The sequence below is a fragment of the Actinophytocola glycyrrhizae genome, from assembly GCF_042653545.1.
Lineage (GTDB): Bacteria > Actinomycetota > Actinomycetes > Mycobacteriales > Pseudonocardiaceae > Actinophytocola > Actinophytocola glycyrrhizae.
Map to the genome: position 1 here is coordinate 1,024,453 of NZ_JBHSIS010000006.1, position 21,994 is coordinate 1,046,446.

Genomic DNA, 21,994 nt, shown 5'->3' on the forward strand with positions numbered 1-21,994 from the left:
GTTCAGGCCCCCGCGGTGTCGCGCCGCATGACCTTAGTCCGCAGCACCGACTCCTGGAGGCCCAGCTGGCGGTCGAGCTCCTTGACCGCATCGGGATCGGAGTTCACGTCGAGCACGGCGTAGATGCCCTCGGTGTGCTTCTTGATCTCGAACGAGAGACGGCGCTTGCCCCACACCTCGACCTTCTCCACGTTCCCGCCGGAAGTGCGGATCACGTTGAGGAAGGTGTCGAGGGTCGGCTGCACGGTCCGCTCGTCCAAAGTGGGATCGAGGATGACCATTACCTCGTAATGACGCATGAAGACCACTCACCTCCTGTGGACTCGGCGGCCACGGACTCTCCGTGGCAGGAGGGGTCTTGCTCGGGACAGGCTACAGGGCGGGCCGGGGGGCCCTGCGCAGGACCCACGTGCGGACCAGCGCGGCCATCACGCACGACAGTGCCAGCACCGCGAGCAGCACGGGCAGTTCCACGCGCTGACCGGCGGGCGGGTCGATGGCCTCCGCGCGGCCGGCGACGGAAACGCCGTCGTCGGGCGGTGTGTCGCCGACGATGCCGAACTCGGGTGAGTAGCCGGGCACGCCGCCGCCGTACCGGACGCCGGGCGAGGGCGCCCACAGGCCGGCGCGGGCGAACGGGATGTTCGAGTAGTCGGCCATGGGCCAGCGGCCGAAGTTCGACAGGCCCGGCTGGTAGAGGTCGAGGCCGACGCCGGAGAGCCCGCCGAGCGGCGGCTGGTTGGGGGCGGGCATGCCGCCGCCGGTGCCGGGGTCGTTCGTGCCGGGGTTGCCGGGATCGTTCGTGCCCGGGTTGTTCGTGCCGCCGCCCCCGCCGCCGCCCGGCGCGCCGGGCAGGCCGGGGATGCTCTCGATGACCTTCGCGGTGACCTGCTCGGAGGTGTCCGCGACCGCGTCCGCGCCGTCCTGGACGGGTGCGGACACCGCGTTGACGCCGTTGACGGTCACGCCGCAGCCCAGGCTCAGCACGCCCTGCACGGTCTTCACGACCGCCGCGAGCACGGGCCCGAGCAGCGGGATCTTCTTCAGCTCGGCGGTCACGGCGTTCGCGATCGTGCCGCCGGTGATGTAGCCCTTGCCGGTCGGCAGGGCGCCGATCGGGATGGGTGGCAGGGCGGCGAAGGCCTGGTTGGCCGCACCCGCGAGCGGTGGCCCGAGTACCGGCACGGCGCGGACCGCGTCGGTCACGACGCCGAGCACGGCGGCCGGTGCGAGCGAGACGGGCTGGCCCGGGCTGCCCTCGACCGAGGCGGCGCAGGAGCCGATGACGATCGGCTCGGCCGCGGCGGCGGTGCCGCTGCCGGCCAGGAGCCCTGCCGCCGACATGCTCAGGACGAGCGCGACCGCGGTGGCAAGGCTCTTCAGGCGCCTGCGCATGCTCGTCCCTCCTGGTACTCGCGGGTAACACCTACAGGTTCAACGACCGTAACCCGGCTCGGTGACGGTGACCAGGCAAATCCGCGACCAGAAGTAAGCGGTTACACCATCCGGCCCAACAACGCACACGGCCGGGTGTAGGCCGGACACCTCCACTTTGTGTCGGTGCGGCCGACTACGCTCGCGGGCCATGAGCATCGGCGCCCACATCCACAGCGACGACCCCCTCGGCGCCGCACGGGACCGCAAGGCGGACGTCGTGCAGTTCTTCCTCGGCGACCCCCAGAGCTGGAAGGCGCAGCCGCCCCACCCACAGGCGGACGCGCTGCGCGAGGCGGGTATCGACGTGTTCGTCCACTCGCCCTATCCGGTGAACATCGCGTCGACGAACAACCGGATCCGCATCCCGTCCCGAAAGACGGTCACGCAGTACGCCGAGTCGGCGGCGAGGAGCGGGGCGAAGGGGCTGATCGTGCACGGCGGTCACGTGACGCAGGGCGAGGAACCGGCCGCGGGCCTCGCCAACTGGCGGAAGTTCTTCGAGCGCCAGGCCGAGGCCGGTGGCTTCCCGCTGCCCGTCCTCATCGAGAACACCGCGGGCGGCGACAACGCCATGGCACGCCGCTTCGACATGCTGGCCCGGCTGTGGGACCAGGTCGGCGAGTTCGGCGCGGGCTTCTGCCTCGACACCTGCCACGCGTTCGCCGCCGGTGAGGACCTGGTCGGCATCGTCGAGCGGGTCAGGGGCATCACCGGCCGCATCGACCTCGTGCACCTCAACAGCTCCCGCGACGAGTTCGGCTCGTCTCGGGACCGGCACGCGAACATCGCGACTGGCATGATCGATGCCGAACAGCTCGCCGCCGTCGTGAAGGAGGCAGGCGCGCCCGTGGTGGTGGAGACCCCCGCGGACGGGCAGGCCGACGACATCGCGTTCCTGCGTGAGGCCATGGGTCGGTGAGTACCGTGCCGGCCGGCGCGGCGGCGCCCGAGTCGCGGCCGGGGTCAGGAGAGGACGAGGTGCCCGAGGAGGTGGGCGCGGCGGCGGACGGTTCCGCAGGCCGGCCGGGAGCCGGTGCCCGCCTGACCTCGTTCGGCCTGATCGTGCTGACGGTGCTGTGCGGGATCACGCTGGTGCTCGGGTTCGTCAACAAGGACCGCTGCACGGGCCCCCGGTTCGACGAGTACGGCCGCAGCCAGCCGGACTTCGACAAGCGGCGGTACCAGGACGTCTGCTACTCGGACATCCAGACGCTGTGGATCGGCCGGGACATCGACCGGCACGTGTTCCCGTACGTGCACGGCAGCCTCACCGAGGACGGCCAGCCCATCGGCGGTGTCGTCGAGTACCCGGTGCTGACCGGCGTGTTCATCTGGGCTTCGGCGATCTTCGCGAGCACCGACGCGGACTTCCTGCTGTACTCGGCGCTGCTGCTGGCCCCGTTCGGCCTGGCCACGGCGTGGCTGCTGGGACGCATGTCCGGGTGGCGTGCCCTGCTGTGGGCGATCAGCCCGCCGCTGGTGCTGTACGCGTTCCACAACTGGGAACTGCCGGTCGTCCTGTGCGCCACGGCGGCGTTCTACGTGGTGCACAGGGGGTGGGGCAGACGCGGCGCCGACCGTCCCCTGCTGACGCGCGCGACGGTCGCCGCGGTGCTGCTGGGGCTGGGGTTCGCGTTCAAGGTGTACCCGGCCATCTTCGTGTTGCCGCTGATGCTCTACGTGCTGACCGGCGGCCGGGGCGGCGCGGAGTCCCCCGGCCGCGCGGGCCCGGACTGGAAGGGCGCGCTGCGCATCGCCGGAGTCGCGCTCGGCACCGCGGTGGCGGTGAACATCCCGTTCATGGTGGCGGGCTTCGAGGGCTGGCGCGCGTCGTTCACCTTCCAGCTGCTGCGCAAGGCCGACATCACGACGAACTCCATCTGGTTCTGGGGCCTGCGCCCGGACTCCAACCCGGACAACGCGCCGGTGCAGGAGCTGATCGGGGTCCTGTCGCCGCTGCTGATGATGATCTCGTTCGTCGTCGCGTGCGGCATCGGCTGGATGCGCTACCAGCGGGAGGGCACGTATCCGTGGTTGCCGGTGTCCGCGGCGATGCTGTGCGGGTTCCTGCTGCTCCACAAGGTCCACTCGCCGCAGTACACGCTGTGGCTGATCCCGATGTTCGTGCTGCTGCGGATCAGGTGGGGCTGGATCCTGGCGTACCTGGTGGCCGACCTCGCGATGGGCATCGGCATCTTCCGCTGGTACTACGAGATTTTCTACGGCGAGCACGGCGACATCTTCGACGGCTTCTCCGCGCAGGCGGTGATGATCGGCGTGTGGGGCAGGGCAGCGCTGCTCGTCGGCCTGTTCTGCGCGTTCCTCACGGCGAGGGAGACATTTCGGGACGACCGGGAACGCCTGACAGTCTGAGCGTCGGCTTTCGTCCGCGCACGGCGACAACGGAAGGCCCCCTGAAGCTCCGGACCCGCCGAGTTGTCCACAGGCCCGGTCCCGGCGAGCCCGATCCTGTCGGTGCCCTCCGGTAGCGTGGTTCGAGGGGGCCGGAGGCCAAGCCCGCCGCCCTGGCACCTGCTCGAAACCCGGGCCCCGCAACGACTTCCGCCCGCCTGACGACGTGGGGGCGCCCTCCGGCCCCCGGTTGCCGGCGTACGCGCGACCACCGACGTTCCCGGCCGTCGCGGACCGAGTTGTCCACAGGCTGGGCAGTTGTCCACAGCGGGCGAGCCCCGCAGGGGCAGCCAAATGCCGTGAATGGGCCGTTCAGGGCGCTCAGCGTCCTGAACGCGCCTTTCAGGGCATTGCCACGCCAAAGCCCGGGCCCCCTCACGCCGGTTCCGGGACTTCCTCCTCGGTCCTGCGGCGACGGCCCTTCATGACGACCCGGTCCGGGGCGCCGTCCAGCACCCCGCCCGCCGGGTCGTCGTCGCCCGCGGCCCTGACCAGGTCGCGGGCCGGGTGGTAGATCTCGTGGATGACGAGGGCGCACAGGCCGAGCACCACGAGGTCGCGGAGCACCACGAACGACAGGAACCAGTCGATCGGCAGGCCCTTCTTGTCGTCGCCGAGGTAGAACATCATCCGGGGCGCCCAGACCAGGGCGTCGACGGTCATCCACGCGAGCAGCAGGCGCCATCTCGGGATCGCGAGCACCGCCAGCGGGACCAGCCACAGCGAGTACTGCGGGCTCCACACCTTGTTGGTCACCAGGAACGCCGCCACCACGAGGAACGCCAGCTGCGCCACCCTCGGCCTGGTCGGGGCGTGCAGTGCGATGAACGCGACGCCAGCGCAGCACAACAGGAACAGGGCCGCGGTCACGATGTTGAGGACCGTCGGGGTCTCGCCGAACGCCAGCGGGCCGTCGAAGCCCTGCCAGCCGGTGAACTGGGCGACCACGTTGTACAGCGAGTCCGGGTCGGCGCCGCGGAGGCTGTTGCGGTGGAAGAACTCCCACCAGCCCCTCGGGTAGAGCAGGGCGATGGGCAGGTTCACCACCGCCCACGTCACCAGCGCGGCGAGCACCGTCGTCGTGAACGCCCGCATCCTGCCAGCCCGGACACAGAGCACCAGCAGCGCGCCGAGCAGGAACAGGGGATACAGCTTCACCGCGCCGCCGATGCCCAGCAGGACCCCTGCCAGGAGCGGGCGTTTTCGTGCCCATGCGAGCAGGGCCGTGGCCGCGCACGCGGTGGCCAGGGTGTCGAAGTTGGTGAACGCGTGCACCATGACCAGGGGCGACGCGGCGACCAGCACCGCGTCCCACGGGCGGCGGCGGGCGGTTCTGGTGACCGCCCAGATCGTCACCAGCCACGCCAGCGCCAGCCAGAAGGCGGAGATGTCGAAGAACACGGTGACGGCCAGGCCGGTCGGCAGCCAGCCGGACTCGGCGACCCTCAGCCAGCCGTCGGTCAGCTTGGCGTTCACCCACTGGAAGAGGCCGGTCAGCACCGGGTACTCCATCCAGCGCTGGTGCTCGGTCGGCTTGCCCGCGTCGTCGTACCAGCTGGTCCGGTACGGGAAGCCGCCCTTGTCCAGCTGTTCCGCGGAGTACAGCGGGACGATGTCCGAGTAGCACATGGCGGTGAACGGGCGGTTCGACCGCCAGTCCAGCTCCAGTTGCTTGGTTTCCTCGTTGTAGTACTGCTGCACGCACGCGGCCTTGCCGAACCAGCCGATGGTCAGTGCGATCACGGCGATCAGCAGCGCCACCCGCAGCGGTGTCCAGAACCAGTGGCGGCCGATCGCGGCGTGCGCGCCGAGTGGGCCGCCGATCGGTGCGCTGCCCGCCCGTGCCAGCGGTTCGGTCCACGTCGGGATCACGCGGTCCGCCGGGCGCAGCGTCGCGGTGTCGCTGACCTCGGCGGCGCCGTCCGCCGCGTCGTCTGGCTCCCTTTCGCCTGGCACGGCCGCGATGCTACGGGGCCCGGTGATCGTCCGGCCGTGCGCCTCTCCCCGGAAACGGACAGAGGCCCCGCTCGGGGGCCTCTGTCAGCTTGTCAGTTGTCGCCCGGTGGTCGGCCGAACGTCGGGAGGGGCGGCCCGCCCGGCTCATCGGTGTCCGACGTGTCGGTCGTGGTTTCCGTTTCGGTTTCCGACGACTCGGTCGTCGGGCTGCTCGGCGTGTTGGTCTTCGTCTTGGTCTTCGACGGCGGCTTGTCCGAAGAGCGCTGGTTGCCCCGGTCGCCGTCCCGGTCGTCGTCGTCGGACTTCTCGCCCTCCGACGCGGTCTTGCCGATCGGCTCGTACTTGCCGAACGTCATCTTGTCGGCCTTCTCGAGCCAGCTGTTCATGAACGCCTGCCAGATCTCCCCCGGGAGACCGGAGCCATAGATGATCGCGCCGTTCTTGTCCTTCAGCGGCACCTGTTTCCGGTTCTCCTCGGCGGCGAGGGACACCGCGACCGAGATCTGCGGGGTGTAGCCCACCATCCAGGCCTTGGCGTTGTCCTCGGTGTCGCGGTACTGGTGCGTGCCGGTCTTGCCCGCGCACGGGCGGTTGTCGTCGCACCCGATGTCGGAGTACTCCGGGATCGGCAGCAGCGACTCGGTCACGTTCCGCGCGATCTGCCGGTTGCGCTCGGGGTTGCCCGCGTCGAACGCGAGCTGGCCGTCGATCGTCTTCTGGTCGGGCCGCCACACCGTCTCGCCCTCCGGCCCGAGGATCGCCTTGATCAGGTGCGGCTTGTGGTAGATGCCGCCGGAGGCGAACGTCGCGTACGCCGACGCCATCTCGTAGGTGCTGACTTGCGTCTTGCCGCCGCCGATGGAGATGTTGGCGTCCGGGTTCCCGCCGCCCTCCGGCATGAGCGGTGAGGTGATGCCCGCCTTGCGCGCGGCCTCGGCCACGTTCTTCGTGCCGACCTCGTTCAGCGCGATGTCGTAGAACACCGTGTTGATCGACTTCTTCATCGCCAGCGCGACCGTGCAGTTCTCGCCGCAGGAGGCGCCGCTGGCGTTGCGGACCTTGCGGCCGCCCAGGATCCGGTCGGTCCGCCCGTCGTAGGTCTCGCCGAGCCCCTTGCCCTTCTCGAGCAACGCGACCAGGTCGAACGGCTTGAACGACGAGCCGGGCTCCTGCGGTACCTTCGCCCAGTCGAGACCGTTGCCGTCCTTGCCGCCGTAGTAGGCGAGCACCTCGCCGTTCTTCGGGTCGACCACCACCATGCCGGGGAACAGGTTCGCGGGCTCGCCGTCCAGGGTGTCCTGGATGGCCGCCTCCGCGGTGGCCTGCGCGCCCTTGTGGATCGTGGTCTGGATACGGTAACCCTTCCGCCGCAACGTCTCCAGCGGGTAGCCGGCCGCCTCGGCCTCCTTGAGCACGGCCGTCTGGATGTGCGCGGCGGGGCCGGTCGCGGCGTCCGGACGGGCCTCGTCCTTGGGCCGGAGGGCGTCACCGGGGAACGTCGCGGCCTTGTGCTCCTCCGCGGTGATCCAGCCCTTGTCCAGCATCTGGCCCATCACGAACTTCCAGCGGCGCTCCATGTAGGCCATGTCGTCGTCCATGCCGGGAAGCTGGATCATGCCCGCGAGCAGGGCCGCCTCGGACGCGGTCAGCTCGTCGAGCTCCTTGTCGTAGTACGCCTCGGCCGCGGCCACGATGCCGTTGGCGCTGCGGCCGAAGTAGATCGTGTTCAGGTAGGAGGTGAGGATCTGTTCCTTGGTGTAGGTGTTGTTCATCTTGTAGGCCTTGACGACCTCGACGGCCTTGCGGGAGTAGCTCGCGTCGTCGTCGCCGGTGGCCTTCTTGATGTACTGCTGGGTGATCGTGGAGCCACCGCCGGTGCCCGCGGTGACCTGGTTCCAGCCCGCGCGCAGCACACCGGTGATGTCGAAGCCGGGGTTGGTCTCGAAGTCGGCGTCCTCGGCCGCGTACACGGCGTGCTTGACCACGTCGGGCAGTTGCTCGTAGGTCACCATCTGCCGGGTGCCGGTCGCGGGCACGATCTGCGACAGCGTCTCGCCCTGCGAGTAGTTCAGCGTCACGACCTGGCCCTGGCTGTCCGCGACGGCCCGCGCGTCGGGGACCTCGACCACCTGGTAGGCGACGAAGAACGCGACGATCGGACCGATGATCATCAGCGCGGTCATCACGTACGCCGTGCGCCGCACCCGGCGCCAGATCTTCTTGCGCCGCCGCCTGCGGTCGTCGGCGCCGAGCGGCCGGTCCTCGTCCTCGTCGTCGTAGTAGAGGTCCGGGTCGTCGTTGAGGTCCTCGTCGTAGTCCGGCTCGCGGTGCGTGAGCAGCTGTGGCTCGGGGCCGGTGCCGCGGTGCACGGGCGGCAGCAGCTCGGTCGGGCCCTCCGCTTCGGGGCCTGCCGGAGCACCGGGGCGCGGCGGGCCCGCGGGCCGCGGCCGCACGACGCGGGTGGCCGGGCCTGCCGGCGGGCGGGCGCCGTTCGGGCCGGGGGCACCGTTCGGGAAGCCCGCGCCCGGCGGTGGCGTGTGCGGGCCACCCGGCCTGCGGGCGCCGGGGGCGCCAGGGTCACCGCTGGGCCACACCGGTCCCGAAGAACGCGGGGCCGGGCGCGGCGGTGCGGGACGCGGCGGGGCGGCGGGCGGCGGCTCGGCGTCGGGCCAGCGGCGGTCGCCCGCGTCGGCGTCCGGCCAGCGGTGACCGTTCGCGCCGCTGTCGGCGGCCTCGTGGCGGGGCCTGCCGTTGCTCGCGGCCTCGTGGCGGCCGTGCCCGTTCGGGTGCCCGCCGCGGCCGTGCCCGTTCGCGGGCCGGCCTGCTGGCTCGTCGTCGTCCTCCCACAGGGGGCTCCAGAAGCCGGTGCGCTCCTGGGACTCCTCCTGTCCGGCCCTGCCGGACGCGCGCGGGTCCGGATCGTCACCAGTCGGCCATGCCGGGCCGCTCTCGCGGTACCGGTGGTTGCGATGGTCGTTCACGTGAACAGGCCTCCCAGAGCAGCGCATGGCAGCGTGCGCCGCATGGCGGTAATCGGCGGCTGAGCAGGCAGAACCGTCGGTTTCACTCCGCCGCTGTCCTCCTCCGTGGCTTACGGGTGTCGAGTCCACCCGTCCCCAGGACGTATGACTGCACCAGGTGGTTCCATCCACAGGTGCGGCAGACCTCGACGGCGTACACAGTGAACTCGGTGAACAGCGCCGCCATCCGCACGAGTTCCTCCGGCGCGCGCGCCGAGCCCGACGCGTGCTTGAGCTCGTCACCGTAGACCCAGGACACCTTCGTCACCGGCTCCTTGCGGCAGACCGGGCAGGTCACGTCACTGGGTTCACCGTGGAACTTGGCGGCGCGCAGCAGGTACGGGTTCGCGTCGCACACGTCCATCGTGCCGACACGACCGGAGTGCACCTCCGCGAGCAGCGCCTTGCGCTGCAACGCGTAGTCGACCACCTGCCGCTGTGTACGCACGGGGCACAGCCTACGCGGCACCGTTATCACGTCCATGCGCTGATTGGCACACGGCGCGCGGTGCCGTCGCCACTCTGCGTTGAAGAAGAGACGTGGTCACCGTTTGTCAACGGCCGTGACCTGCGGTTGCGCTGTGACCGAACCGAGACGCCACCGTGTCCTGAGAAGGCGTGATCACTGCCACGTCCACCTCTGGGATACCACTCTGATGTATCGGAGCGATATAGTGAGCCAGTAGGTCAGTGCACACGAAAGGGGGCCCGCGATGCTGGAGTTCGCGATCCTCGGCTTGTTGCACGAGGCCCCCATGCACGGCTATGAGCTGCGTAAACGGCTGTTCGACATGCTCGGCACGCTCCGCGCGTTCTCCTACGGCTCGCTCTACCCGACGTTGCGCAGGCTGCTGAAGGCCGGCCTGATCGTCGAGGACGACGGCCAGCGGGAACCAGAGGACGAACGCGCCGCCCGCTCGTGGGGCAAACGCGCCAAGCGGGTCTACAAGCTCACCGCCGAAGGCAAGGAGCGCTTCGCCGAGATGCTCGCCGACGTGGGCCCCCAGGCCTACGACGACGAGGGGTTCGGCGTGCACATGGCGTTCTTCTCCCGCACGCCTGCCGAGGTGCGGATGCGCATCCTCGAAGGCCGCAGGCGCCGGGTGGAGGAACGCCGCGAAGGGCTGCGCTCCTCGGTGTCGCGGGCCGGTGAGCAGATCGACCGCTACACCAGGGAGCTCCACCGGCTCGGGCTCGAACACAGCGAGCGGGAGGTCCGCTGGCTCAACGAGCTGATCGCGACCGAGCAGCGGGAACACAGGGAACGGCAGGACGGCGTCGAGTGACAGCGCTGGACACCGGCAGGTCAGTGCGGATCTGCGACTTCGGACCACCGCGACTCGGGAGTCGTGGTTCACACAGGGAGAAGGAGAACCGGCATGGGCGAACAGCGTCGCAGCGTCCGGGTGGCCATCATCGGCGTTGGCAACTGTGCCGCGTCGCTGGTGCAGGGCGTCCACTACTACCGTGACGCCGACCCGGAGACCCGCGTCCCCGGTCTGATGCACGTGCAGTTCGGCGACTACCACGTACGGGACGTGGAGTTCGTCGCCGCGTTCGACGTGGACGCCAAGAAGGTCGGCCGCGACCTCTCCGAGGCGATCGTCGCGAGCGAGAACAACACGATCAAGATCTGTGACGTCCCGCCGCTCGGCGTGACCGTCCAGCGCGGCCACACGTTCGACGGCCTCGGCGAGTACTACAGCGAGATCATCACCGAGTCCGACGAGGAGCCGGTCGACATCGTCGCGGCACTGCGTGAGGCGAAGGTCGACGTGCTGGTGTCCTACCTGCCGGTGGGCTCCGAGGACGCGGACCGCTTCTACGCCCAGTGCGCGATCGACGCCGGGGTGGCGTTCGTCAACGCGCTCCCGGTGTTCATCGCGTCGGACCCGGAGTGGGCGGCCAAGTTCACCGAGGCGGGCGTGCCGATCGTCGGTGACGACATCAAGTCCCAGGTCGGCGCCACCATCACCCACCGGGTGATGGCGAAGCTGTTCGAGGACCGGGGGGTCGAGCTGCTGCGCACCTACCAGCTCAACTTCGGCGGCAACATGGACTTCATGAACATGCTGGAGCGCAAGCGGCTCCAGTCGAAGAAGATCTCCAAGACGCAGTCGGTGACCTCGCAGATCCCGCACGAGATGGCGAAGGCGGACGTGCACATCGGCCCGTCCGACCACGTGCCGTGGCTGGACGACCGCAAGTGGGCCTACGTGCGCCTGGAGGGCAAGTCGTTCGGCGACACGCCGCTGAACCTGGAGTACAAGCTGGAGGTCTGGGACTCCCCGAACTCGGCCGGCGTGATCATCGACGCGGTGCGTGCCGCGAAGATCGCACTGGACCGCGGCATCGGCGGCCCGATCCTCTCGGCGTCGTCGTACTTCATGAAGTCGCCGCCGGAGCAGTACTCCGACACGGAGGCCTACGACGCGGTGGAGAAGTTCATCGCGGGTGAGCTGGAGCGCTGACCGGCTGGTGGTCCGCGCGGCGGTCGTACGCCGCGCGGGCCTCGTCGATCTCGCCGGAGTGGTCGACGGCCCAGTTCATCAGCGCGCACACGGTCTCGGACAGGGTCAGGCCGAGCTTCGTGAGCCGGTAGTCGACGCGGGGCGGCACCACGGGGTGGACGGTGCGCTCGACGAGCCCGTCCCGTTCCAGCGTGCGCAGGGTCGAGGTCAGCATGCGCTGGCTGATGCCGTCGATCGCGCGGCGCAGCTCGGTGAACCGCAGCGTGGTGGCGCCGAGCGAGTAGATCACCGAGATCGACCACTTGTCGCCGACGCGGTCCAGGATGTGGCGCGCGTGACACAGCCGGGGGTCCGGCGCGTCCGCTAGCTCCACGGTTACCTCCAGCTCACCGAAGCAGAAAAAGGTGCCTTCTTCTCAGCGTCACCATAGTTCCTCACGATGGGGTCAGTTACCAGTCGGAACTGCCCTTGAAAGGGAACTTCATGACCATCGAGGCCACCACAGACCCGCTGCCCGTCGACCAGGCGTTCGCCCGGCCCGCCGACCACGAGGCGATCAGCCGGGCCGCCAAGGGCCTGTCCGAGCGCAACTACACCACGCACGTCGTCGACACCGTCGCCGACGCCCGCGCGCTCGTCCGCGACCTGCTCCCCCGCGACAAGGCGATCTTCACCGCCAACAGTGAGAGCGTCCGCCTCTCCGGCCTGGGCGCCGACATCGACGAGGGCGGCGAGTTCGTCTCCGTCCGAGCCAGGCTCGCGGGCGTCGACCCGGCCGACATCCGCGCGCAGATCACCATCGGCGCCACGCCGGAGGTGATCCTCGGCAGCGTGCACGCGGTCACCGAGGACGGCCTGCTGGTCGTGACCTCGTTCACCGGCAGCCAACTGGGCCCGTACGCCGCGGGCGCGGAGCAGGTGGTCTACGTCGTCGGCGCGCAGAAGGTCGTCCCCGACCTCGACACCGCGCTGCGTCGCGTCCGCGCCCACAGCCTGCCGCTCGTGCGGAACGTCATGCGGGAGCGGGGCATGGACTCGGCCGTGGGCAAGACCCTCATCCTGGAGCGGGAGTTCCTGTCCGACCGTGCGACCGTCGTGCTGACCAGGGAGGCGATCGGCTTCTGAACCCGGGTTCGACGCAGGGCTTCGGCGTGCTGGAGTGCGATCACCTGATCACAGTCCGTGTGACCGGCGCGGACAATCAGCTGTTCATCCTGACTTCACCCGGACCACGCATGCCGCTGGTCTTCGCCTCCTAGCGTCGGGCCGTTCCCAGACCTGACAGTGGAGGCCAAGCGTGTCCCCAGCCGACAAACCCCGGCTCCTCCCGTTGTTCACCAGCAACCCCAAGGGCGGCCGGTCCTCGATCACCTGCCTCTACCGGTGCGGCAACGCCTGCGCGCACGACGCGCCGAACACCTCGGACAACACCTACTTCGCCGACGTGGTCGCCGACGTCGTCGACCGGCGCAAGATGCTCAAGGCGGGTGCGGTGATCGCGGTCGCGGGTGCCGGCCTGGCCACCGTCGGCGCCGGGACCTCGGTCGCGACGCCGGGGCGGCACGGCGGTGGGCACGGCGGCGGCCTTGACTTCGAACCGGTCGCCCCGAACGACCTCGACGCGCTGGTCGTGCCGAAGGGCTACGAGCAGGACGTGGTGATCCGCTGGGGCGACCCGGTGCTCCCGGGCGCGCCGCGGTTCGACTTCGCCAACCAGACCGCGGCCGCGCAGGCCAGGCAGTTCGGCTACAACAACGACTTCTGCGGTCTCGTGCCGCTCGGCCGCGACCGGTACCTCATGGTGTCCAACCACGAGTACACGACCGAGTCGGCCATGTTCTTCGGCTACGACCCGGCCAACCCGACCCGCGAGCAGGTGGAGATCGCGTGGGCCGCGCACGGGCTGTCGGTCGTCGTGGTCGAGGAGAACCGCCGCGGTGGTCTCGAGGTGAAGCTGGACCGGCACTACAACCGCCGCGTCACGATGACCACCCCGTTCGCGGTGCGGGGCCCGGCCGCGGGCTCGAAGTACCTGAGGACCTCGGCCGACCCGACCGGGCGCCGCGTACTCGGCACGCAGAACAACTGCGCGGGCGGGGTCACACCGTGGGGCACGATCCTGTCCGGCGAGGAGAACTTCAACCAGTACTTCGCCAACGCCGACGCCGTCACCGACCCGGTCGCCAAGGCACGCAACAGCCGCTACGGCCTCTCGGGCGGCGCGTCGCAGCGCAAGTGGGAGCGGTTCGACAAGCGTTTCGACCTCGCGCGGGAACCCAACGAGGCCAACCGGTTCGGCTGGGTCGTCGAGATCGACCCGCTCGACCCGCACTCGGCGCCGGTGAAGCACACCGCGCTCGGCCGGTTCAAGCACGAGGGCGCGAACGTGATCGTCGCGCGGAACGGGCACGTGGTCGCCTACATGGGCGACGACGAGCGGTTCGACTACATGTACAAGTTCGTCACCGACGGCAGGTACAAGCCGGGCAACAGCCGCTACGCCCGTGAGCACAACAAGAAGCTGCTCGACTCGGGCACGCTGTACGTCGCGAAGTTCACCGGCGACAGCCCGGCCGCCGAGATCGACGGCTCCGGCACGGTCCCGGCCGACGGCGAGTTCGACGGCTCCGGCGAGTGGATCCCGCTGGCGCACAACGACAGGTCGTTCGTGCCCGGCTTCACCGCGGAGGAGGTGTACGTCTTCACGCGCCTCGCGGCCGACGTCGTCGGCCCGACCAAGATGGACCGGCCGGAGGACGTCGAGCCGAGCCTGCGCAACGGCCGCATCTACGCCGCGCTCACCAACAACACCGACCGCGGCAAGGCGGGCAGGGAGGGCCCGACCGAGCCCAACCCGCGCGTGGCCAACAAGCACGGGCACGTGCTGGAGCTGGCGGAGCGCGGCGGCGACCACACCGGCACCCGGTTCTCCTGGAAGGTGCTGCTGCTCTGCGGTGACCCGAACTCGCCGGACACCTACTTCGCGGGCTACGACAAGACGCAGGTCAGCCCGATCTCGTGCCCGGACAACGTGGCGTTCGACAGCAAGGGCAACCTGTGGATCTCCACGGACGGCAACGCGCTGTCGCACAACGACGGCCTGTTCGCGGTGCCGGTCGAGGGCCGCGAGCGCGGGCACGTCAAGCAGTTCCTGACGGTGCCCGACGGTGCGGAGACCTGCGGGCCGGTCGTGACCGACGACTTCGTGCTGGTGTCGGTGCAGCACCCCGGTGAGCTGGACGGCGCGAGCGCGGACAACCCGCTGTCGCACTGGCCGGACGGCGGCGACTCGCAGCCGAGGCCCTCGGTCGTGGCGGTGTGGAAGAAGCGCCGCTGACCCGTTCCTCTTGGCAGGGGACATCAGTCGTTCTACGGTCGGCTGATGTTCCCTGCTGACGGACGAAAACTTCTGCCACTGTTCACCGGCCATTCACCCCGGCGCGCGGCCACCACCTGCCGGTACCGGTGCGGGGACGCGTGTGCCCACGAGGCGCCCAACACCTCGGACAACCCCTACTTCGGCGACGTCGTCCGGGAGATCGTCAGCCGCCGCAACGTGCTGAAGGCCGGTGCCGTCCTCGCCGCCGCCGGTGCGAGCATGGCGACGGTCTCCGCGCCGGTCGCCGCGGCTCCCGGCAAGACGGGCAGGCCGGGGCACGGACTGGACTTCACCCCGGTCGCCCCCAACACCCTCGACGCGGTCGTCGTGCCGGACGGCTACGAGCAGGACGTCCTGATCCGCTGGGGTGACCCGGTGCTGCCGGACGCGCCCGAATGGGACTTCGCCAACCAGTCCGCGGCCGCGCAGGCCAGGCAGTTCGGGTTCAACAACGACTTCTGCGGTCTCGTGCCGCTCGGCCGCGACCGGTACCTCATGGTGTCCAACCACGAGTACACCAGCGAGAACCACATGTTCCACGGCTGGGACCCCGCCAACCCGACCCGTGAGCAGGCCGAGATCGCGTGGGCAGCGCACGGGCTGTCGGTCGTGGTGGTGGAGCGCGACCGCGCGGGGCGGCTCGAGGTGAAGCTCGACCGGCACTACAACCGGCGGATCACGCTGCGCACCCCGTTCACGGTGCGTGGCCCGGCCGCCGGCTCGCTGCTGCTGCGCACCAGCGCCGATCCGGCGGGCCGGACCGTGCTCGGCACGAAGAACAACTGCGCGGGCGGGGTCACGCCGTGGGGCACGATCCTGTCCGGCGAGGAGAACGTCAACCAGTACTTCGCCAACGCAGACGCCGTGACCGACCCGGTGGCCCGCGCCCGGCTCGCCCGCTACGGCTTCCCGGCAGGCGCGACCGAACGCAAGTGGGAACGGTTCGACGACCGGTACGACCTGGCCAAGGAACCCAACGAGGCCAACCGGTTCGGCTGGATCGTGGAGATCGACCCGCGCTCGCCGCACGAGAACCCGGTCAAGCACACGGCGCTGGGCCGGTTCAAGCACGAGGGCGCGAACGTCATCGTGGCCCGCGACGGCCGGGTCGTCGCGTACATGGGCGACGACGAGCGGTTCGAGTACCTGTACAAGTTCGTCTCCGACGGGAAGTTCAAACGCGGCGAGGGCCGCCACGCCCGTGAGCACAACAAGAGGCTGCTCGACTCGGGCACGCTGTACGTCGCGAAGTTCACCGGCGACAGCCCCGCGGCCGAGATCGACGGCTCCGGCCGCCTCCCGTCCGACGGCGAGTTCGACGGCTCCGGCGAGTGGATCCCGTTGGCGCACAACGACAGGTCGCTCGTGCCCGGCTTCACCGCCGAGGAGGTCTACGTCTTCACCCGCGCGGCGGCCGACGTGGTCGGCGCGACGAAGATGGACCGGCCGGAGGACGTGGAGCCGAGCCTGCGCAACCGCAGGATGTACGCGGCGCTGACCAACAACAGCGAACGCGGCAACCCCGGCAAGGAAGGCGCGACCGAGGTCAACCCGCGGGTGCGGAACCGGCACGGGCACGTGCTGGAGCTGGCTGAGCGCCGCGACGACAACACGGCGACCACGTTCTCCTGGCAGCTGTTCCTGGTCTGCGGCGACCCGGCCGCGGACGACACGTACTTCGGCGGGTACGACAAGAGCCAGGTCAGCCCGATCTCGTGCCCGGACAACGTGGCGTTCGACAGCAGGGGCAACCTGTGGATCTCCACGGACGGCAACGCGCTGGACTTCAACGACGGCGTGTTCGCGGTGCCGCTGGAAGGCCGCGAACGCGGGCACGTCAAGCAGTTCCTGACCGTGCCCGCCGGTGCGGAGGCGTGCGGGCCGGTCATCGACGACGACTTCGTGCTGGTGTCGGTGCAGCACCCCGGTGAGCTGGACGGCGCGAGCGCGGACAACCCGGCGTCGCACTGGCCGGACGGCGGCGACACGCAGCCGAGGCCGTCGGTGGTGGCTGTCTACCGTTCGTAGAGTGGAGGCATGACTGATCGTCCGCTCGCCCTGATCACCGGCGCGTCGAGGGGAATCGGCATGGCCGTCGCCGATTCCCTCGCGGGCACCCACGACCTGCTGCTCGGCGGCCGCGACGAGGAGGCGTTGTCGTCGCAGGCCGCCGGGCTGCCGTCGGCCCGCCCGTGGCCGGTGGAGCTGACCGACGACCGGGCGCTGGCGGCCGCGGTGGCCGGCATCGACCGCCTCGACGTGCTCGTGCACTCGGCGGGCATCTCCCGGCTCGGTGCGCTGACCGAGGTCACGGCGGCGGACTGGCGGGATTCGTACGAGCTGAACGTGGTGGCGGTCGTGGAGCTGACCCGGCTCCTGCTGCCCGCCCTGCGCGCGGCGGAAGGCCACGTCGTCCTGATCAACTCCGGCTCCGGGCTCAAGGCGAACCCCGGCTGGGGCGCGTACTCGGCCAGCAAGTTCGCGCTGCGGGCCTACTCGGACGTCCTGCGCGCGGAGGAGGAACCGAACGGCCTGCGCGTCACCTCCGTGCACCCCGGCCGCACGGCCACCGACATGCAGAAGGCGGTCCGGGACTTCGAGGGCGGCGACTACGTGCCGGAGAAGTACATGCGCCCGGAGTCGGTCGCGGGCGTGGTGAAGGCCGCGATCGAGACCCCGCGCGACGCACACGTGCACGAGATCGTGATCCGGCAGCCGAACCGCTGATGAACTGGGACCCGGTGGGGGTGCCGGACGGGCTGACCCAGCGTGCCCGCGCGTTCGTGCGTGCCCACTGCGTGCGCGTCGACGCGCTCGACGTCGCGGCGTGGCGGGAGCAGTGGCTCGGGTTCGGCGTCCCGCCCGCCGAGATCGACCGGGTGGCCGACTACCAGCGCCGGTGGGGCGGGCTCGCGTGCCCGCCCGCGCCGCTCTACGACGGCGGCCCCCGCTACCTCAACGCCGACACCCCGGAGCCGTCCCCGGACGAGGGCTGGTGGTTCGAGGCCGGACCGCGGCGCACCTCGGTGCCGTACGGCTTCATGATCGGCCCGACCGGCGAGTTCGGCATCCACGGCGACCACTGGGTGCCGCTGCACGCGACCGTCGAGGGCTGGGTGGAGTCGCTGGCGCTCGCCAACCACGCGGCCGCGAACGCGCACCAGGTCACCCGGTTCACCGGCGACCAGGTTGCGGTCGTCGACCTCGACGAGTACGAGCTGGTGCCGGAGGTCGAGGGCCTCGCGGACTCGTGGTGGCGCGACGACGACACGCTCGTCGCGGTCTACACCGGTGAGGCGGAGGCGTTCGCGGCCCCGGACTCCCGCACCACCGTCGTCTACCGGTTCGCCAGCAGCGGTTAGCGCAGGCGGGCCGTCACCGCACCGGCCTGTGCCTGCACCTTCGCGCGGTCGACCCTCGTCGGTTCGCGGTCCGCGACCACCTGTTCGCCGCCGACCCACACGTCCCGCACGTTGCGGGCGTTCGCGCCCCACACGAGGTTGGCCAGCAGGTGCTCGTCGGGCACCGACAGCCCGGCCGCGAACGCCTCGGTCGACGTGTCGACATGCACGACGTCGGCCCAGCGGCCGGTTTCCAGCACGCCGATGTCGGTGCGCGACAACGCTTCCGCGCCACCTCTGGTCGCCATCAGCAGCACGTCCGCCGCGGTCAGCACCGCGGAGTCCATCGTCGCCAGCCGGGCGAGGAGCGCGGTCAGCCGCATCTCCTCCCACAGGTCGAGGTCGTCGTTGCTGGCCGGGCCGTCCGTGCCCAGCCCCACCGGCACCCCGGCCGCGCGCAGCTCCGGCACCCGCGCGATGCCCGACGCCAGCTTCGCGTTCGAGCCGGGGCAGTGCGCGACCGCGACCCCGTTGTCCGCGAAGATCTCGATGTCCGCGTCCGACAGGTGCACCGAGTGCGCGGCCAGCACCCGCCCGCCGAGCAGCCCGGCCGACTTCAGCAGCTTCGGCACCGACCCGTGCGACGCCCGCTGCGCCGCGTCCTCGCCCGCCGACTCCGCCACGTGCATCAGCAGCAGCGCGTCCCGGGCGCGGGCGGCCTCGGCGACCATCGTCAGCGCGTCGGCCGACAGCGTGTACGCCGAGTGCGGGCCGTAGCCGATCTCGATGCGGTCGTGCGGCCGCAGCCCGTCGACGTCGATGCGTGCGCTGACCTCGTCGAGCTGCGCACGCCAGCGCCACCCCGCGGTGTCGACGATCGCGGGCCCCAGCACCATCCTGGCCCCGGTCGCGAGCACGGCCCGCACCAGGTGGTCCGGCTGGAAGTACTGCTCGACGCTGGTCGTGATGCCGCCCCGCAGCATCTCCACCGAGCCGAGCAGCATGCCGGTTTCGATGTCCGACGGGGTCAGCAGCGCCTCAGCGGGCCAGATGACCTCCTGCAGCCACCGCAACAGCGGCAGGTCGCCGCCCATGCCGCGCAGCACCGTCATCGGGCTGTGCGCGTGCACGTTGATCATGCCGGGCATGAGGATGCCGTCCAGCGACCGCACGGGCGCGTCCGACGCGGGCGCGGTGTCCGCCGGGCCGACGTAGCCGAGGCGGCCGGACGAGTCGACGTCCACCACCGCGTCCCGCAGGACACCGCACGACGGGTCGCAGGGCAGGACGATCGGGGCACGCAGACGGAACATGCCGCGATCCTGCCAGGGGCCTACAGCGGAACGTCCTCCCAGGTGGTGAACGCGGGCCGGGAACCGCCGTCGGTCGCGGGCAGGAACCCCTCCACCGAGTGCCTGATCGTCACGCCCGCCGCGTCGAACGAGTGGAGCACCGCGCGGTTCAGCTCCACGACCGCGCGGTCCCGCCACAGCGTCCGGTCCGAGGTGGTGTCCAGGCCGAGCCGGTCGGCGACCACCCGGGCGAGCCCGTACGCGGCGTCGTCGGCCAGCACGTCCTCGCCGATGGCCTGGCAGATGTACACCCCGTTGTACGGCGCGGCCGGGTAGGAGATGCCGCCGATCCGCAGCCTGCGGTTGCTGATCACCGGCACCGCGTGCCAGCGCAGCCCGAGCGTGGCGAACCACGGCAGCTCCGGGTGCTCGAGCGGCACCTCCCGCACCACGTCCCTGGGCAGCGGGAACAGCGAGACCCCCTCGTGCGGGGTCTGCACCACCAGCGGCAGCTTGTCGAACGCGGTGCGCCCGGTCGGCGGGCGCCAGCCGAGTCGGCACACGGCGGTCGTGAAGTCGACGTACCTGCGGTCGCCGAGCACGCGGCCCGGCTCGGCGTACCCGGCGTAGCGGACCAGCTGGTCGTTGCGGATCCGGGGGCCGGGCCGCCACGGGGTGTCCGGCGCGAACACGCTCACCATCGGGCGCACGGCGCCCTCGTTCGTCGACATCCGCAGGTGCTGCACGCACTGGGCGGCGACCTCGGTGCTGTCGCGGATCTGCCGCAGGTCCCGCACCAGCAGCCCGCGCCACGGCACGTTCGCCGGGCACCACCCGCTGTCCCGCAGCGCGAGCCGGGCGCCGTAGGCCAGCTCGGCGGGTTTGTGGCGGTAGGTGCCGGTGGCCGTGATCTCCTCGCGGACCTTCGCGAGCCGCGCCTCCACCTGCCCCGCCTTCGGTCTCGCGTGGTGGAACGCGCGGATGAACTCCTCGGCCTCGCCATAGAGCGACTGCGCTCGCAGCCGCGGTCGCGCGGGGGCGGGCACCGGAGTGAGGACGGGCTCGTCGCGCAGTGCGGTCACACCATTGGGTATCGGCCCCGGTTGTGCGGTACTGGATTACCTGGACGTGTGGCGTGTCGTGTGGAAAAGCTACGGTCGGTCGGTCCGGAACCGGTCATTTCGCTGCCTGCGCGTTACCTCCGGTAGCCAAGAACCACCCGATCCGGTCACACCCGCTCGAAGATGAGGTCACGGCTGACCCGCCCCTCCTCCTCTGCGCGGCTCTCGAACTTGGTCAGCGGCCGCCACGGGGGGCGGGGCGCCCAGCCACCGTGCTCGTCCGGGTAGAGGTTCCGCAGGTGCGGCTCCGCGGAGCACACCTCCATCATGTGCTCCGCGTAGTGCTCCCAGTCGGTCGCGAGGTGCAGCGTGCCGCCGGGCACGAGCCGCGAGGCCACCACCGACACCAGCGAGGGCTGCACCAGCCTGCGCTTGTGGTGCTTCTTCTTCGGCCACGGGTCCGGGTAGAAGATCCGCACCCCGGACAGCGACTGCCCGGGCAGGTGCTGTTCGAGCAGCACGACCGCGTCCCCGCGCAGCAGGCGCAGGTTGGTGAGGCCCGCGGTCCCGGCCCGCATCATCAGCTGCGCCAGCCCCGGCTGGTACACGTCGACCGCCACGTAGTTCACGTCCGGCGCGGCCTCGGCGAGCTGGGCGGTGGTCTCACCCATGCCCGACCCGATCTCCAGCATCACCGGCGCGGACCGGCCGAACCACCCGTCCAGGTCCAGCGGGCCGGGTGGCAGGGCGGCGATGTCCCGGCCCAGCGATGGCCAGTGCCGTTCCCACGCACGGGTCTGCCCGACGGTCATCCGGCCGCCGCGGTTCACGAAGCTGACGACAGTGCGCCTGGGTGCGTCCACGGTGGGAGAGCCTAGGGGGCGAGCGATTCCACTCTCGCCAGGTTCGCCCGCAGGTCCGCGAGACCGGCCACCGCGACCGGCGCGGGGTCGGCCTCGCTGGGATGCACGCGGATCACGTCGATCCAGCCGGTGTGCCGGTCGGTCAGCATGAGCGTGGTCGGCACGCCCGGTGCGGTCAGCTTGCGTTCCGAGGGCACGTACTCCCAGAAACCGGAGTCGCCGTCGGGACCCCACGGCACGTACACCCAGCCGGTGCGCGCGGTGAGCAGCTTCGCGACCCGGTCCTCGACCGTGTAACCCTCGAGCCGGGAGGACAGCGTGCCCGCCGCGAGTGCCCGCAGCCACCAGGGCGCGGGCGCGGCCGGATCGGCCTCGTGGATCGTGCGGTACAGGGCGAGGACCTGCTGTTCCGGTGCGCGGTGCAGCCAGGAACGCCGGGTCTCCGCCGGAGTGGTGGCGTCCTGTTCGCCGCCCCACTGTTCGGTGGCCGCAGACCATTCGAGGCCGAGGAGCGGCTCGACCCGTAACGCCTCGGCCGTGGACGGTTGGTGTGACGAGCGCCGTTGCTCTTCTGCCGCGCCCGCGGCATCAGCAGTTGGGCCGGTGTCAACCACCGTCACAAGTCCACCTCCAGGTGCGCCCGTGTGGAGTCGGGGCGGGTTGGGGACTGCTACTGATTCGATATGACCTCAATCAACCGGGTCTGTCCGCATCCTGTGGGCGGGATCACGGCGACTTAACGTGGTCTTAACCGCGCCGTGT

19 protein-coding genes are annotated in these 21,994 nt (G+C 70.7%); 9 read left to right on the forward strand and 10 right to left on the reverse strand.

All coding sequences use genetic code 11. The features are described from left to right. Nucleotides 1-2 precede the first annotated feature (2 nt). Both rpsF and ACFPCV_RS15645 read right to left on the reverse strand, forming a co-directional pair. Nucleotides 3-299 carry a 30S ribosomal protein S6 gene (rpsF, locus tag ACFPCV_RS15640; RefSeq protein WP_378056851.1) on the reverse strand — a complete coding sequence of 99 codons (297 nt, stop codon included), beginning with the start codon at nt 297-299 and terminating at the stop codon, nt 3-5. A gap of 73 nt (nt 300-372) precedes the next feature. Next, the gene (locus ACFPCV_RS15645; RefSeq protein WP_378056852.1) at nt 373-1,395 is read right to left on the reverse strand and encodes a hypothetical protein; all 1,023 of its coding nucleotides are present in this window, start codon (nt 1,393-1,395) and stop codon (nt 373-375) included. Nucleotides 1,396-1,585: 190 nt separating this feature from the next. Here ACFPCV_RS15645 and ACFPCV_RS15650 point away from each other — a divergent pair, with 190 nt between their 5' ends. Both ACFPCV_RS15650 and ACFPCV_RS15655 read left to right on the forward strand, forming a co-directional pair. Beyond that, on the forward strand, nt 1,586-2,356 hold the full coding sequence (locus tag ACFPCV_RS15650) for a deoxyribonuclease IV (protein WP_378056853.1): 771 nt from the start codon (nt 1,586-1,588) through the stop codon (nt 2,354-2,356). Beyond that, nucleotides 2,353-3,810, forward strand: coding sequence for a glycosyltransferase family 87 protein (locus ACFPCV_RS15655; protein WP_378056854.1), 1,458 nt, complete (start codon nt 2,353-2,355; stop codon nt 3,808-3,810). The genes ACFPCV_RS15650 and ACFPCV_RS15655 overlap by 4 nt, the downstream gene beginning before the upstream one ends. 414 nt (nt 3,811-4,224) lie before the next feature. On the opposite strand, the gene ACFPCV_RS15660 is transcribed toward ACFPCV_RS15655, so the two are convergent. From ACFPCV_RS15660 to ACFPCV_RS15670, 3 genes are all read right to left on the reverse strand, one after another. Beyond that, on the reverse strand, nt 4,225-5,805 hold the full coding sequence (locus tag ACFPCV_RS15660; RefSeq protein WP_378056855.1) for a glycosyltransferase family 87 protein: 1,581 nt from the start codon (nt 5,803-5,805) through the stop codon (nt 4,225-4,227). A gap of 92 nt (nt 5,806-5,897) precedes the next feature. Further along, on the reverse strand, nt 5,898-8,786 hold the full coding sequence (locus ACFPCV_RS15665; protein WP_378056856.1) for a transglycosylase domain-containing protein: 2,889 nt from the start codon (nt 8,784-8,786) through the stop codon (nt 5,898-5,900). 82 nt (nt 8,787-8,868) lie between these two features. Next, nucleotides 8,869-9,273 (reverse strand): DUF5318 domain-containing protein, encoded by a 405-nt coding sequence (locus tag ACFPCV_RS15670; RefSeq protein WP_378056857.1) that lies wholly within the window; start codon nt 9,271-9,273, stop codon nt 8,869-8,871. Nucleotides 9,274-9,538: 265 nt separating this feature from the next. Between ACFPCV_RS15670 and ACFPCV_RS15675 the strand changes: the two genes are divergently transcribed. Together ACFPCV_RS15675 and ACFPCV_RS15680 are read left to right on the forward strand one after the other, a co-directional pair. Further along, complete coding sequence (locus ACFPCV_RS15675) at nt 9,539-10,111, forward strand: PadR family transcriptional regulator (RefSeq protein WP_378056858.1); 573 nt, start codon at nt 9,539-9,541, stop codon at nt 10,109-10,111. 93 nt (nt 10,112-10,204) lie between these two features. Further along, entirely contained in the window at nt 10,205-11,296 is a 1,092-nt protein-coding gene (locus ACFPCV_RS15680) for an inositol-3-phosphate synthase (protein ID WP_378056859.1), read from the forward strand. On the opposite strand, the gene ACFPCV_RS15685 is transcribed toward ACFPCV_RS15680, so the two are convergent. Then, nucleotides 11,271-11,669 (reverse strand): winged helix-turn-helix transcriptional regulator, encoded by a 399-nt coding sequence (locus ACFPCV_RS15685; RefSeq protein ID WP_378056860.1) that lies wholly within the window; start codon nt 11,667-11,669, stop codon nt 11,271-11,273. The genes ACFPCV_RS15680 and ACFPCV_RS15685 overlap by 26 nt on opposite strands. A gap of 110 nt (nt 11,670-11,779) precedes the next feature. On the opposite strand from ACFPCV_RS15685, the gene ACFPCV_RS15690 reads away from it, so the two are divergent. From ACFPCV_RS15690 to ACFPCV_RS15710, 5 genes are all read left to right on the forward strand, one after another. Beyond that, entirely contained in the window at nt 11,780-12,421 is a 642-nt protein-coding gene (locus ACFPCV_RS15690) for an LUD domain-containing protein (protein WP_378056861.1), read from the forward strand. Between the two features lie 172 nt (nt 12,422-12,593). Then, nucleotides 12,594-14,633: a PhoX family protein gene (locus ACFPCV_RS15695; RefSeq protein ID WP_378056862.1), complete on the forward strand. Its 2,040-nt coding sequence runs from the start codon at nt 12,594-12,596 to the stop codon at nt 14,631-14,633. 45 nt (nt 14,634-14,678) lie between these two features. Beyond that, nucleotides 14,679-16,703 (forward strand): PhoX family protein, encoded by a 2,025-nt coding sequence (locus ACFPCV_RS15700; RefSeq protein WP_378056863.1) that lies wholly within the window; start codon nt 14,679-14,681, stop codon nt 16,701-16,703. Between the two features lie 9 nt (nt 16,704-16,712). Beyond that, nucleotides 16,713-17,402, forward strand: a complete 690-nt coding sequence (locus ACFPCV_RS15705) for an SDR family oxidoreductase (RefSeq protein ID WP_378056864.1) — start codon at nt 16,713-16,715, stop codon at nt 17,400-17,402. Then, complete coding sequence (locus ACFPCV_RS15710) at nt 17,402-18,037, forward strand: hypothetical protein (protein ID WP_378056865.1); 636 nt, start codon at nt 17,402-17,404, stop codon at nt 18,035-18,037. The genes ACFPCV_RS15705 and ACFPCV_RS15710 overlap by 1 nt, the downstream gene beginning before the upstream one ends. Here ACFPCV_RS15710 and ACFPCV_RS15715 read toward each other — a convergent pair. The 4 genes from ACFPCV_RS15715 to ACFPCV_RS15730 form a co-directional block, all read right to left on the reverse strand. Next, a complete protein-coding gene (locus tag ACFPCV_RS15715; protein WP_378056866.1) occupies nt 18,034-19,329 on the reverse strand; it encodes an amidohydrolase family protein in 1,296 nt (431 codons plus the stop codon). The two genes, ACFPCV_RS15710 and ACFPCV_RS15715, sit on opposite strands and share 4 nt — an antisense overlap. Nucleotides 19,330-19,349: 20 nt before the next feature. Continuing rightward, nucleotides 19,350-20,390, reverse strand: coding sequence for a nitric oxide synthase oxygenase (locus tag ACFPCV_RS15720; protein WP_378056867.1), 1,041 nt, complete (start codon nt 20,388-20,390; stop codon nt 19,350-19,352). A gap of 146 nt (nt 20,391-20,536) precedes the next feature. Continuing rightward, complete coding sequence (trmB, locus tag ACFPCV_RS15725; RefSeq protein WP_378056951.1) at nt 20,537-21,181, reverse strand: tRNA (guanosine(46)-N7)-methyltransferase TrmB; 645 nt, start codon at nt 21,179-21,181, stop codon at nt 20,537-20,539. A 62-nt stretch (nt 21,182-21,243) separates the two neighbouring features. Next, nucleotides 21,244-21,852, reverse strand: coding sequence for a hypothetical protein (locus tag ACFPCV_RS15730; protein ID WP_378056868.1), 609 nt, complete (start codon nt 21,850-21,852; stop codon nt 21,244-21,246). Between the last annotated feature and the right edge of the window lie 142 nt (nt 21,853-21,994).